Here is a 12,919-nt window from a genome sequence, read left to right as displayed (position 1 = left end):
AAATGGCCGGAACGACCCCCTCCCCCGAGTCCCGGTGCCCGGTCGGGCGCGGGCCGGACGGCACATGGGCCCTGCGGGGCCACGCCGAGGTGGAGGCCGCGGCACGCGACCCGCGGCGATTCTCCAGCGCGGCATCCTCGCACCTCAACGTGCCCAACGGCATGGACGGCGACGAGCACCGGCGGTTCCGGGCGGTCATCGACCGGCACTTGGCCGATGACGTGATCCGCCCCCTGGAGCCGTCGATCCGGCACATCGCCGACGACGCGGCCGCCCGGCTCGTCGAGGGCCCCGCCTCGGGCGTGGAGCTGGTCCGGGAATTCGGCCGCCGCGTGGCGGTGCGCTCCCAGTGCGAATGGCTCGGCTGGCCCGACTCCCTCGACGCCACGCTGACCGGGTGGATGGACGACAACCATGCGGCGACCCGCTCCGGCGATCGCCGGCGCACCGCCGAGGTCGCCCGCCGGTTCGACGAGATCATCCGCGGGATCCTCGCCGACAAGGAACCGGACGGGGGCGCGGGCGCCGATCCCACGTCCCGCCTGATGGCGGACCGGGTCGAGGATCCCGCCGCGCCCGGCGGCTCGCGTCCCCTGACGACCGAGGAGATCGTTTCCATCCTGCGCAACTGGACCGCGGGCGACCTCGGCTCCATCGCGGCATCGATCGGCGTGGTGGGCCACTACCTCGCCGCCCGACCGGAGCTGCAGGACCGCATGCGCGCCTGGGCCGCCGACGAGACCGCCCACGCCGCCGAACTGGACGCGGCGATCGACGAGATCCTGCGCATCGACGACCCCTTCCCCGCCAACCGCCGCGTCACCACCGCCGACGTCGAGGTCGGCGACGCGGTCATCCCGTCCGGGTCGCGCGTCGAGCTGGATTGGATCGCCGCCAATCGCGACGCGGACGTCTTCGGCGACCCCGACGAATTCCGGCCGGAGGCCAACGCCGCCGCCAACCTCGTCTACGGCACCGGCCCCCACGTGTGCCCGGGCCGGTTGATCTCCACCATCGAAATCCGCTGCGCCATCGCCGCGCTGCTGCGGGCGACGGGGTCGTTCCGCCTCGACGGCGACCGGCCGTCGGAACGCGAGGAACGTCCCGCCGGAGGATGGCGGACCGTCCACCTCGTGCTGGGCTGACGCACGGCCACGCACGAAAAAGCGGCCCCCGGGTGATCCCCGGGGGCCGCCTTCGTCTATCGGGCGACCGGTGCGCGACTAGTGCGCGAAGTGGCGCGCGCCCGTCAGGTACATGGTCACGCCGGCCTTGTTCGCGGCCTCGATGACCTCGGCGTCGCGGATGGAGCCGCCCGGCTGGACGACGGCGCGGACGCCGGCCTCGGCGAGCATCTCGAAACCGTCGGCGAAGGGGAAGAACGCGTCGGAGGCGGCGACCGCCCCGCGGGCGCGCTCGTCGTCGCCGGCCAGGGAGTTGGCGCGCTCGACCGCCAGCTTCGCGGCATCGACGCGGTTGACCTGGCCCATGCCGACGCCCACGGTGGCGCCGTCGCGGGCCAGCAGGATGGCGTTGGACTTCACGGCGCGCACGGCGTTCCAGGCGAAGACCAGGTCCGCGAGGGTCTCGTCGTCGGCGGCCTCCCCGGCGGCCAGGGTCCAGTTCGCGGCGTCGTCGCCCTCGGCCTGCAGCGCATCGCGCTCCTGCAGCAGCATGCCGCCGGAGACCTGGCGGTACTCGGTGGCCTCGCCCTGCGGCGCCGGCGCCTGGAGGATGCGGATGTTCTTCTTCTGGCTCAGCACCTCGACGGCGCCGTCCTCGTAGCCCGGGGCGACGATGACCTCGGTGAAAATCTCCGCGACCTGCTCGGCCATCTCGACGGACACCTCGCGGTTGACCGCGATGACGCCGCCGAACGCGGACACCGGGTCGCACGCGTGGGCCGCCAGGTGCGCCTTCGCGATCGACTCGTCCGACACCGCGATGCCACACGGGTTCGCGTGCTTGATGATGGCCACGCACGGGCGCTCGTGATCCCACGCGGCGCGCCACGCGGCATCGGAGTCCGTGTAGTTGTTGTAGCTCATCTCCTTGCCGTGGAACTGCTCCGCCTGGGCCAGGCCCGCGGGCGCCGACGGGTCGACGTACAGCGCGGCGGCCTGGTGCGGGTTCTCGCCGTAGCGCAGGGTGGCGGAACGCTCGTAGGTGTGGCCAAACCACTCGGGGAACGCCACGGCGCCATCCGCCGAATCAGTGCCGGCCGACTCGTCGTCAAGCTGGGAACCCATCCACGACGCGACCGCGACGTCGTAGGAGGCGGTGTGGCGGAAGGCGTCGACGGCCAGGGCGGTGCGCTCGGAGCGGGTGAAGCCGCCGCCGGCGACGGCCTCGGCGACCTCGCCGTACTTCGCCGGATCCACGACCACGGCCACCGACGGGTGATTCTTCGCCGCCGCGCGGACCATCGACGGGCCGCCGATGTCGATCTGCTCGACGCACGCGTCGAAGTCGGCGCCCGACGCCACGGTCTTCGTGAACGGGTACAGGTTCACCACGACCAGCTGGAAGGGCTCGACGCCCAGGTCCGCGAGCTGCGACAGGTGATCGTCCTTGCGGGTGTCGGCGAGGATGCCGGCGTGGACGCGCGGGTGGAGGGTCTTCACCCGGCCCTCGAGGCACTCCGGGAAGCCCGTGAGCTCCTCGACCGGGGTCACCGGCACGCCGGCGTCGGCGATGCGGGACGCGGTGGAGCCGGTGGACACGATCTGCACGCCGCCGTCGTGGAGGGCGCGGGCGAGATCCTCCAGACCGGTCTTGTCGTAGACGCTGATGAGCGCGCGCTTGATGGGCTTGCGGTCCATGCTGCCGTGATCCTGGGTCATGAAAACTTCGCCTTTCGTCCGTCCCGCGTGATTCCGCGTTCCGAGATGGTGTGGAGAACGTCGACCAGCAGCCGACGCTCGACGATCTTGATGCGTTCGTGCAACGTGTCCACGGTGTCGCCGTCCTCGACGACGACCGCCTCCTGCGCGAGGATCGGCCCCGTGTCCACGCCCGCGTCGACGATGTGCACCGTAGTTCCGGTGACCTTCACCCCGTGCGCCAGCGCATCCGGCACCGCGTGCGCGCCGGGGAACGACGGCAGCAGGGCGGGATGGGTGTTGACGATCCGGTCCGGGAAGGCGTCGATGAACCCCTGCCCGAGAATGCGCATGAACCCCGCCGACACGACGAAATCCGGGCGATGCTCGCGCACCGCGGCCAGCAGGGTCGCGTCCCAGCCCGCACGGTCGGCGCGGGCGGCGGCATCGAACGGCACCTGGAAGGAGGGGATCCCCGCCTCGTCGGCCCGCTTCAGCGCCTCGCAGTCCTTGTCGGAGCCGACGGCGGCCACGCGCACGCGCGCCGGGTCGAGCGTGTCGAGCATCGACTGCAGCAACGAGCCCGTGCCGGAGGCCAGCACGACGATGGTCAGGGGCGCCGCCGCGTCATCCGGCCGGGCGCTGTGTGATTCGGTCACGGCTGAACAGTCTACCCACTCGCGCCGATGCCCCAGTTTCCCCTCCCCCGGTCAGGCGCGGTCAGGCGCGGTCGGGTGCGGTCGGGTGCGGTCAGGCGCGGGGCCCGGCGTCGGGAGCGTCGTCCGGCTCTTGCTTGACGACGTCGCCGGCCGAATCGCCGTCGGCCGAATCCGCGGAGTCGCGGTCCTTTTCCTCGCCGTTAGTTTCTTCGCGACCCGTTTCCTCACGGTCCGCTTCTTCCTCGTTTTCGGTTCCTACGTTTTCCACGGAATCGTCGTCGGCGACGGCCGCCTCGTCGGCACCGTCCGCGTCCTCCGTACCGACCGTCTCCTCCGCGTCTTCCCCGTCGGCGGTCTTCTCCTCGGCCACCTCGCCCTCAGATGTCTCCGCACCTTCCGTGCTTTCGGCGACTTCGGGTCCGGCGGGGCCTTCGGCATCGGCGGGCTCGTCAACCGGCTCTCCGTCCGCGTCCCCGGGCTCACCGCCGAACACGGCGCCGCGCGGGATGCCGCCGAGCATCACCGCGACGATCGCGCCCGGCACGACCAGCCACACCGACGCCAGGACTCCGGCGAACCACCAGTTGACGCCCGACCAGCCGTACTGGCCGACCTCGCCGCCCGTCAGCGCCGCGAGCAGCGCCACGAGCAACCCCGCGATCACCGCGGCGACGACGACCTCGACGTACGGGCGATCGGATGCACCCTTCCGCAGATGACGATGGACGCGCCACACCGCGATGGCCACCGGCACCGCCAGCAGCACACCGAACGCCGGAGACAGATGCGATTGGGGCATCGCCGCGAGCGTCGGCAACGGCGGCAGGGTGCCCGGAGTGACGGCGAACAAACCGGCCTCGGCGACGCCGACGTTCGCGGGCGCTCCGACGAGGATGCCCGCCGCGGCGAAGGCGATGTTGGGCAGGTAACAGATCGACAGCAACAGTAGCCCCGCGACCCCGCCACCGCCGCCGGCGATGGAGAAGGTCTCGCGGACCGACTCGTGGTGCCAGGCCATGGACGCGATCGTCGCCACCGCACCGGCGGCCCACAGCCAACCGACGTACTCCGCGGCCAGTCGCAGCGACGCCAGCGGCCACTCCGGCCACGACCGCCGGCGCAGCAGGGCGCGCGTCAGCCGCGGGCCCATGCCCGCCAGCAGCGCACCCGCATGGATCGCCGCCGTCGAGCCCAGCGCGGCGGGCAGGAACGGCGCGTCGATGCGCAGGACGCCGGACGCGTCCCACAGCATCAGCCAGGCGACGAGGGTCAGCACAAGGGGCACGCCCAGGAACACGGCGGCCATGGTGCGGACGTCGCGGATGCTCACGGGCCCCGAGACCTCCTTTCGGACGCGCCAGGCGACGGCCAGGAAATACGCCATCGCGGGCAGGGCGGGCACCAGGCCGAGATCGGTGCCCCCGAACTCGAAGGGGCCGAGATTGAGGAGCATCCACGACGCCGCAATGGTCGCGGGCAGCGGCGTGAAGCCGCCGCCGACGACGGTGACGCCGATGACCGCGATGGAGATGATCAGCAGAAGCGCCACCCCGTGCACCCCGGCGGCCGCGAGCAGAAAGCGGCGGATCCGGGCGGCACGGGCCGTGCCGGCCGCCGGGCGCGGATCACCCGCGGCGGGTACTCCGGCGGCGCCGGCGGTGGCGGTTGCCGCGGACGTGGCGGCTGCGGGCGCAGTGGCGCCGGCCGCGGCGGGCACCGACGAGATGCGCTCCGGCCGCGCCGGTTCCCTGCGCGGCGACCGGCCCTTCGCGCGACGGGAGGAGGGCCCGGTGCGGCGGGTTCCCCGCCCCGGGGTTCGCTTGCGCGGATTGGCGTCACTCACTTCGATGCCGTCCCTTTCCTCCGTTGGCGTTCATCGGCCACCGCGGAGCGGCCGAATCATCTGGGACGAGACTATCGCGATGCGCGGATGCGGCCCGGGCGACGCGGCGGAACGCCCGAATCGGAGAAATCCGTGCAACGCGACCCGTTACAGCGGGGGTGGCGGGGGTGACGCCCCCTCGAACCAGCCCCGCCGATCCCCCTGGCCCACGCAACAGATGGGACTGAAGTGGCAAAAGTGGACTTATTGAAAAAGCCTGGGACCAACGTAAAGAGGTCCAGGTCACACAACTCGGCAAATCGCGCCAAACAGGTTGCCCGAGGGTTGCCGTTTCGTTATCGTTGCACCCGCTGCATAACGACATGGTTACGTTTTGCGGCCTCGGGGCAGTCACAGAGGCCCAAGGTAACCAAGAGATCACATGACGCAAGGGGAACGAAAGTGACGCAGACCATTACGCGACGCAAGGCCGGTGCCCACCGCAAGCCGGGCAAGTCGATCAAGAGCCGCATCGCGATGGTCGCCCTCACCTCCTCCGCCGTCTCCGTCTCCGGCGCCGCGGCCACCGCCGCCGCCGACACCAACGAGGACACCGACAAGGATCTCGTCGCCCAGGACGCCGCCCAGACGCAGATGTCCTCCACCCCGACCGTTCTGTCGGTCCGCGACTTCCGCCCGGCCTCCGATCTGGGCACGCACCTGGCGACCGCGCTGGAGTACAACAACCTCCGCACCGCCGCCGACCGCGCCGCCCGCGCCCCCCAGCTGTCCGTGCCGGCCATCGGCGCCTTCACCTCCGGCTTCGGCCCGCGTTGGGGCACCATGCACAACGGCATCGACATCGCCAACGTCACCAACACCCCGATCATGTCCATCATGGACGGCACCGTCGTCGATTCCGGCCCGGCCCAGGGCTACGGCCAGTGGATCCGCGTCCTCCACGACGATGGCGCGGTGTCGGTCTACGGCCACCTCGAGACCCTCGGCGTCGCCGTGGGCGAGCGCGTCTCCGCCGGCCAGGTCATCGGCGGCATGGGCAACCGCGGTTTCTCCACCGGCACCCACCTCCACTTCGAGATCCACCCCGATGGCGTCACCCCGGTCGACCCGGTGGCCTGGTTCATCCAGCGCGGCCTCGACGTCGTCTCCGGCGGCTCCCTCTAGGACGCCAGCTATCGGCTTTCCGGCCGGTTCCCGCTTCGCGCGGGGACCGGCTTTTTTGCTTTGCTACGCCGCCCTGCGACGCTGCCCTGCGCCGATCACGCGAAACCGGCCCGGGCGCCGGTCGCCCGGCATACGCTGGCGGGATGAACGACGCGAACCTCCCCGCCACCCGCCCCGCGACGGGCAAGCCCACGGCCACCGTCGAGACGTGGAAGAAGCTGTCGCGCATCCCGATGCTCGGCACCCGGCTGTTCTCCGCCGCCGTATCGCTGAAGGCGCCGTATTTCCGCACCTCGCTGCCGCGCCTGCGCGTCATGGAACCAGGCCTGGCCGTGGCGTCCGCCCCGAAGTGGTGGGGCGTGCAGAACCACATCGGCACCTTCCACGCCATCGCCGCGTGCAACCTGGCCGAGTTCGTCATGGGCATGCTCTGCGAGGCATCCGTGCCGGCCTCCCACCGGTGGGTGCCCAAGGGCATGACCACGAACTACGTGAAGATCTCCAAGGGCGGCCTGACGGCCACCGCCACCGCCGACCTGCCGGACTTCACGCAGATCACGCCGGAGTCGGGCGGCCGCAACCTCGACGTGCGCATCGAGCTGGTCGACGCCGAGGGCACGCTGGTCCAGGACGCCGTGATCACCTGCTGGATCACGGCGAAGCGCCCGAAGTAGCGGCGTGCCCGGGCACGCCGCGGGCTAGAGCTTCTCCATCGGCAGACCGCCGATGAGCATCAACCGCACCTTGCCGGCCGAACCGAAGTCGATGGTCGCCGTCGCCCGCGGGCCGACGCCATCGACGGACATGACCGTGCCCAGGCCGTACTTGTCGTGGACGACCTTGTCGCCCGCGACGAGCTGCAGCTCCTTGTTCTTCTTCCGCCCGCCCGCGGACCCGACGCCCGGGCCCACGCCCGCGCCGCCGGCCCCGCCGGAGCGGCCGAAACCGCCGCCACCGGAGCCCGAGCCCGCGCCGTACCCCGACCGGGACGACGACCCGAAACCGGAGCGTCCGGAGCCGCGTCCGAATGCCGCTCCCCCGCCCCACGACGTCGCAGGCTCCTCGCGCAGCCACTCGACCAGCTCGTCCGGGATCTCGCCCAGGAACCGCGACGGCGGGTTGTTCTGCGGCGAGCCCCACGACGACCGCGTCTGCGCCCGCGAAATGTAGAGGCGCTTGCGGGCGCGGGTCAGCCCGACGTAGGCCAGCCGGCGCTCCTCCGCCAGCTCCTTCGGATCTCCCATCGCCCGCAGGTGCGGGAACTGGCCGTCCTCCCAGCCTGTGACGAACACGACCGGGAACTCCAGGCCCTTGGCCGTGTGCAGCGTCATCAAGGTGACGACGCCGCGCTCGTCGTCGGGGATCTGATCGGCGTCGGCCACCAGCGACACCCGTTCCAGGAACGCCTGCAGGCTCCCCGGCTCGGGCTGTCCGTCGTCCATCCCATCGTCGGCCGCTGCACCCGCCCCATCGGCGTCGTCAAGCGGCTCCATGCCCTCGCGCAACGCCGCCTCCGCCGAGAACTCCCGGGCCACCGACACGAGCTCGTTGAGGTTGTCCAGGCGCGTCGCGTCCTGCGGATCCGACGATCGCTCGAGTTCCGCGCGGTAGCCCGTGCGGTCGAGGACCGCCTCCACCAGATCGCCGATGTCGCCGATGTCGCCCGACTCCATGTCCGCGGCGATGCCGTCGAGCAGCTCCGCGAACCCCTTCATCGAATTGCGCGACCGCGCCGCGACCATGGGCACCTCGCCCCGGGCCGCCGCGCGCAACGCCGCCCCGAAGGACGTGCCCGTGTCCTCCGCATGCAGCGCGACGTGGGACTGGGCCTTGTCGCCGATGCCGCGGCGCGGGGTGTTGATGATGCGCCGCATGGACACGTCATCGTCCGGATTGGCCACCACGCGCAGGTAGGCGACGATGTCGCGGACCTCGCGGCGCTCGTAGAAGCGCGTGCCGCCGACGACCGTGTACGGCAGACCCATGCGGACGAACACGTCTTCCAGCGGCCGCGACGAATTGTTCGTGCGGTAGAAAACGGCGATGTCGGAGTAGGTCGCCTCGCCGCGGTCGACGAGGTCGTCGATCTCGTTGGCGATGAACCGGGCCTCGTCATGCTCGTTGTCGGCGACGTAGCCCTTGATCTGCTCGCCCTCGCCCAGATCCGTCCACAGCTTCTTTTCGCGGCGGTTCTCGTTGCGCGCGATCAGCGCGTTGGCCGCCGACAGGATCGTCTGCGTCGACCGGTAATTCTGCTCCAGCAGGATCGACTCGGCGTCCGGGTAATCCTCCTCGAACTCCTCGATGTTGCGGATCGTCGCCCCGCGGAACGCGTAAATCGACTGGTCGGAATCGCCCACCACGCACAGCTCACTCGGCGGGACCTCCCCGCCCGGCTTGCCCACCAGCGCCGACACCAGCGCGTACTGCGCATGGTTGGTGTCCTGGTACTCGTCGACCAGCACGTGGCGGAAACGGCGGCGGTAGTACTCCGCCACATCCGGGTGCTCGCGGAAGATGCGCACCGTCTCGCCGATCAGATCGTCGAAGTCCAGCGCGTTGGCCGCCCGCAGGCGCACCTGGTACTCGCGGAACACCCGCGCCACGACCTCGTCGAAGGGGTTGCGGGTGGTCTCCGCGTCCGACGCCGCCTGGTCCGGGCCGATGAGCTCGTTCTTGAGATTCGAGATGCGGTTGGACAGCACCCGGCCCGTGAACTTCTTCACGTCCAGGTCCATGTCGCGGGCGATCATCGACAGCAGACGGCGCGAATCGTCGGCGTCGTAAATGGAGAAATTAGAGTTCAGCCCGGGCACCAGCGCATGCTGCATGCGCAGGATGCGCACGCACGTGGAGTGGAACGTGGCCACCCACATCCGCTGCGCGGTCGGCCCCACCAGCGACGCGACGCGCTCGCGCATCTCCGCCGCCGCCTTGTTGGTGAAGGTGATGGCCAGGATCTGCCCCGGATGCACCCCGCGCGCGCCGATGAGGTGCGCGATGCGGCGCGTGAGCACCGCCGTCTTGCCCGAGCCCGCGCCGGCGACGATGAGCAGCGGCCGACCCGCGTGCAGGACCGCCGCCCGCTGCTGCGGATTCAGCCCCTCCAGCAAGTCGTCGCGGGACCCGAAGGAATCGCGCGAATCTGCGGTGGCGGGTGCGGCGGAGCCGGTGGGCGAGGTGGTAAAACCGAGCGAATCAACCATGATGGGCCAAGCCTAGCCCAGCCCCCGGATCACCCCTTTGGCAGAATGGAACGCATGAACGACGACCTCATCGCGGCCTTCGACGTCCGCACGCCCACCGGCACCGACGATCCCCTGAGCTCGTCGGAGATCGAGAAGTACCGCGAGGAGATCAACCGCCTGGACAAGCTCATCATCGACGCCGTCCGGCGCCGCACCGAGGTGAGCAAGGCCGTGGGCAAAACGCGCATGGGTTCCGGCGGCACGCGCCTGGTGCACACCCGCGAAGTGCAGATCATCAACGAGTTCCGCGACGCGCTCGGCCCCGAGGGCCCCGCCATTGCCACCGCCCTGCTGCGCATGGGCCGCGGCCGCCTGGGGTAGCACCTTCGGGCTCCCGGCCGTTCCCCGGCCGGTTCTCGGCCCGTTCCCCATTCCCCGGCCCCCGCGCTCCCGGGTGGTTAGCCTGGGAAACATGAGCAGCCAACGCACGGACCGCACCACCGTCGCCGCCTGGGCGTCCTGGGATTGGGGTTCCGCCGCCTTCAACGCGGTCATGGTCACCTTCATCTACTCCGTGTACCTGACGGAGTCGGTCGGCGCGGACATAGGCGGGTCGATCCCGGCGTCGTCCTGGTACGGCTGGGCGATGGCCGCCGCCGGCATCATCATCGCCGTCGTCGCCCCGGTTCAGGGCCGCCGTGCAGACGCGAAGGGCAGGCGCCGTTGGTCCATGGCGATGTGGACGCTGGTGGTCGTCGCCCTGATGGCGTCGCTGTTCTTCATCGAAAACGAGCCCGCGTGGTTCTGGCCGGGCATCGTCATCATGGCCATCGGCGCCGTCGCCTTCGAGTTCGCCGAAGTCTCCTATTTCGCCATGCTCCGCCAGGTCTCCACCCCGGACAACGTCGGCCGCGTCTCCGGGATCGGCTGGTCGGCGGGGTATTTCGGCGGCATTTTCCTGCTCTTGATCTGCTACGTCGGCTTCATCGCCGGCGAGGGCGGGGCCTTCGGCTTGTCGACGGCCGACGGCATGAACGTCCGCGTCGTCGCCCTCGTGGCGGCCGCATGGTTCCTGCTGTTCGCCCTGCCGACGTTCTTCCGGGTCCCCGAAATCGACCCCGACGCCGACATCGACGCCAGTTACGCCCAGTCCTACCGGCGCCTGTTCGGCGAGCTGCGCCAGTTGTGGCGCGAGGACCCGCGGTCCATCAAGTTCCTGGTCGCCCAGGCCGTGTTCCGCGATGGCCTGGCCGGGGTGTTCACCTTCGGCGCGATCCTGGCGGTGACCGTCTACGGCCTGTCCCCCGCCGACGTCCTCCTCTTCGGCATCGCCGCCAACGTGGTGTCGGCGCTCGGCGCCCTGGGCGCGGGATTCCTCGACGACCGCATCGGCCCGCGGCCGGTGATCCTGTGGTCGCTGGGCCTGATGGTGGTCACGTCCCTGGCGCTGCTCTTCGTCGACGGCCCGGCGTGGTTCTGGCCGCTGGGGTTGACGCTGTGCCTGTTCGTCGGCCCCGCCCAGTCGGCGGCACGGTCCTACCTGGCCCGCATTGCACCCGAGGGCCGCGAGGGCCAGATGTTCGGCCTCTACGTCACCACCGGGCGTGCGGTCAGTTGGATGGCCCCGGCCGCCTTCGCCGCGTTGGTGGCCATCTTCGGCACCGACCGCGCGGGCATCGGCGGCATCGCGCTGGTGCTCGTGGTCGGCATGACCCTCTTCGCGCTAGTGCCGAAGAACCCGGCCTCCCCTGCCCCTACCCCTCCAGCGAAATGAGCTTGTCCTCGAGGAATTCGTCGATGCCGGTGAAACCGCCCTCGCGGCCGAGGCCCGACTGCTTGACGCCGCCGAACGGCGCGGAGGCATCCGACAGCCCGCCCTTGTTCACGGCGACCATGCCGGATTCGATGGCCTCCGCGGCACCCAGCGCGCGGGTGAGGTTTTCGCTGAACACGTAGGCCGCCAGGCCGAAGATCGTGTCATTCGCCCGTTCGATGGCCTCTTCGTCGCTGGAAACCTCGGTGACCGCGACGACGGGGCCGAAGATCTCCTCGGCGACGATGTCCGCCTCCAGCGGGAAGCCGGTGAGAACGGTCGGCTCGTAGAAATAGCCGTCGGCCAGGTCGTCGGAAAGCTGCGGGATCTTTCCGCCGCAGTGCACCGTCGCGCCCCGCTCGATTGCATCATCGACGAGCTTTGCGACGGTCTCCTGCTGATCCCGCAGGGCCAACGGGCCGAGTTCGGTGTCCTCGTCGGTGCCGCGGCCGAGGGTCAGTTCGCGGAACATGGCCACGACGCCGTCGGTGAACTCCTTGGCCAGCGACTCGTGGACGATGAAGCGGTTCGGCGCGATGCAGACCTGGCCGCCGTTGCGCAGCTTCGCCGCCTTGACGGCCTTGACCGCCTTGTCCACGTCGCCGTCCTCCAGAACCACGAACGGCGCGTTGCCGCCGAGTTCGAGGGAGACCTTCATCGACGTCTCCATCGCCTTCGCCGCCAGCGCCTGGCCGACGGCCGTGGAGCCGGTGAAGGTGAACTTGCGCAGTCGATCGTCGTCGAGGATGGCGGAGACGTTGCTCGCCGTCCCCGTCGGCAGCACCTGGACGACTCCGGCGGGCACGCCCGCCTCTTCCAGTAGCTTGGCAAGGTACAGCATGGTCAACGGGGTCTTCGACGCCGGCTTGGCGATGATCGTGCAGCCCGCCGCCAGCGCCGGCGCGATCTTGCGGGCGCCCATGGCCAGCGGGAAGTTCCACGGCGTGATCGCCAGCGCCGGGCCGACCGGCTGGCGGACGGTGACCAGGCGCGAGCGGCCATCCGGCGAGCGCCGGTAGTCGCCGCGCAGGCGCACGGCCTCCTCGGAGAACCAGCGGAAGAACTCCGCCGCGTACTTCACTTCGCCCCGTGAATCGGGCAGCGCACGGCCCATTTCGAGGGACTGGAGGTACGTCAGCTCGTCGTCATGCTCGAGGATCAACTCGAAGGCGCGGCGCAGAATGTCGGAGCGCTCGCGCGGCGACGTAGCGGCCCACCCGCCCTGCGCGTCGCACGCGGCGTCGAGGGCCGCGCGGGCGTCGTCCTCCGTGGCGGAGGCGACCTCCACGAGCACGCGGTCGGTCGCCGGGTCACGGACCTCGAACGTGCCGCCGTCGGAGGCGTCGCGGAAGGTGCCGCCCAGGAAAAGCTGCGTGGGCACGCCGGAAAGAATGTCGTTCACTGAATGTCCCATGCCGTCCATGGTGCGC

Annotated in this window: 10 protein-coding genes; 5 read left to right on the top strand and 5 right to left on the bottom strand. The window is 70.6% G+C overall.

All coding sequences use genetic code 11. From position 1 onward, the window contains the following. Positions 1–2 precede the first annotated feature (2 nt). Entirely contained in the window at positions 3–1,145 is a 1,143-nt protein-coding gene (locus CX1_RS03440; protein ID WP_046649425.1) for a cytochrome P450, read from the top strand. A 78-nt stretch (positions 1,146–1,223) separates the two neighbouring features. On the opposite strand, the gene purH is transcribed toward CX1_RS03440, so the two are convergent. From purH to CX1_RS03425, 3 genes are all read right to left on the bottom strand, one after another. Then, positions 1,224–2,843, bottom strand: coding sequence for a bifunctional phosphoribosylaminoimidazolecarboxamide formyltransferase/IMP cyclohydrolase (gene purH, locus CX1_RS03435; RefSeq protein WP_046649426.1), 1,620 nt, complete (start codon positions 2,841–2,843; stop codon positions 1,224–1,226). After that, entirely contained in the window at positions 2,840–3,481 is a 642-nt protein-coding gene (gene purN, locus CX1_RS03430; RefSeq protein WP_046649427.1) for a phosphoribosylglycinamide formyltransferase, read from the bottom strand. Before purN ends, purH begins: the two co-directional genes overlap by 4 nt. A gap of 91 nt (positions 3,482–3,572) precedes the next feature. After that, positions 3,573–5,324 (bottom strand): cell division protein PerM, encoded by a 1,752-nt coding sequence (locus CX1_RS03425; protein WP_156425053.1) that lies wholly within the window; start codon positions 5,322–5,324, stop codon positions 3,573–3,575. Positions 5,325–5,765: 441 nt separating this feature from the next. Here CX1_RS03425 and CX1_RS03420 point away from each other — a divergent pair, with 441 nt between their 5' ends. Further along, positions 5,766–6,488: a M23 family metallopeptidase gene (locus CX1_RS03420; RefSeq protein WP_046651425.1), complete on the top strand. Its 723-nt coding sequence runs from the start codon at positions 5,766–5,768 to the stop codon at positions 6,486–6,488. 143 nt (positions 6,489–6,631) lie between these two features. Continuing rightward, positions 6,632–7,162, top strand: a complete 531-nt coding sequence (locus tag CX1_RS03415; RefSeq protein WP_046651426.1) for a hotdog fold domain-containing protein — start codon at positions 6,632–6,634, stop codon at positions 7,160–7,162. Between the two features lie 24 nt (positions 7,163–7,186). On the opposite strand, the gene pcrA is transcribed toward CX1_RS03415, so the two are convergent. Then, positions 7,187–9,694, bottom strand: coding sequence for a DNA helicase PcrA (gene pcrA, locus CX1_RS03410; RefSeq protein WP_082719067.1), 2,508 nt, complete (start codon positions 9,692–9,694; stop codon positions 7,187–7,189). 54 nt (positions 9,695–9,748) lie between these two features. Between pcrA and CX1_RS03405 the strand changes: the two genes are divergently transcribed. Both CX1_RS03405 and CX1_RS03400 read left to right on the top strand, forming a co-directional pair. Next, entirely contained in the window at positions 9,749–10,057 is a 309-nt protein-coding gene (locus tag CX1_RS03405) for a chorismate mutase (protein WP_082719129.1), read from the top strand. A 91-nt stretch (positions 10,058–10,148) separates the two neighbouring features. Next, positions 10,149–11,450: an MFS transporter gene (locus tag CX1_RS03400; protein WP_046651428.1), complete on the top strand. Its 1,302-nt coding sequence runs from the start codon at positions 10,149–10,151 to the stop codon at positions 11,448–11,450. On the opposite strand, the gene CX1_RS03395 is transcribed toward CX1_RS03400, so the two are convergent. Continuing rightward, positions 11,431–12,903 carry an NAD-dependent succinate-semialdehyde dehydrogenase gene (locus CX1_RS03395; RefSeq protein WP_082719128.1) on the bottom strand — a complete coding sequence of 491 codons (1,473 nt, stop codon included), beginning with the start codon at positions 12,901–12,903 and terminating at the stop codon, positions 11,431–11,433. The two genes, CX1_RS03400 and CX1_RS03395, sit on opposite strands and share 20 nt — an antisense overlap. Positions 12,904–12,919: the final 16 nt, after the last annotated feature.

It is taken from the genome of Corynebacterium xerosis NBRC 16721 = ATCC 373, assembly GCF_001552415.1.
Classification (GTDB): Bacteria; Actinomycetota; Actinomycetes; order Mycobacteriales; family Mycobacteriaceae; genus Corynebacterium; species Corynebacterium xerosis.
The sequence above is the reverse complement of the archived record's forward strand: the minus strand, read 5'-3'. Positions and strand labels throughout refer to the sequence as shown.

What these genes read in the sequence shown, in the direction of transcription:
- CX1_RS03440 (WP_046649425.1), top strand. Translation starts at nt 3, where the DNA reads ATGGCCGGAACGACCCCCTCCCCCGAGTCCCGGTGCCCGGTCGGGCGC.
- purH (WP_046649426.1), bottom strand. Translation starts at nt 2,843, where the DNA reads ATGACCCAGGATCACGGCAGCATGGACCGCAAGCCCATCAAGCGCGCG.
- CX1_RS03415 (WP_046651426.1), top strand. Translation starts at nt 6,632, where the DNA reads ATGAACGACGCGAACCTCCCCGCCACCCGCCCCGCGACGGGCAAGCCC.
- pcrA (WP_082719067.1), bottom strand. Translation starts at nt 9,694, where the DNA reads ATGGTTGATTCGCTCGGTTTTACCACCTCGCCCACCGGCTCCGCCGCA.
- CX1_RS03405 (WP_082719129.1), top strand. Translation starts at nt 9,749, where the DNA reads ATGAACGACGACCTCATCGCGGCCTTCGACGTCCGCACGCCCACCGGC.
- CX1_RS03400 (WP_046651428.1), top strand. Translation starts at nt 10,149, where the DNA reads ATGAGCAGCCAACGCACGGACCGCACCACCGTCGCCGCCTGGGCGTCC.
- CX1_RS03395 (WP_082719128.1), bottom strand. Translation starts at nt 12,903, where the DNA reads ATGGGACATTCAGTGAACGACATTCTTTCCGGCGTGCCCACGCAGCTT.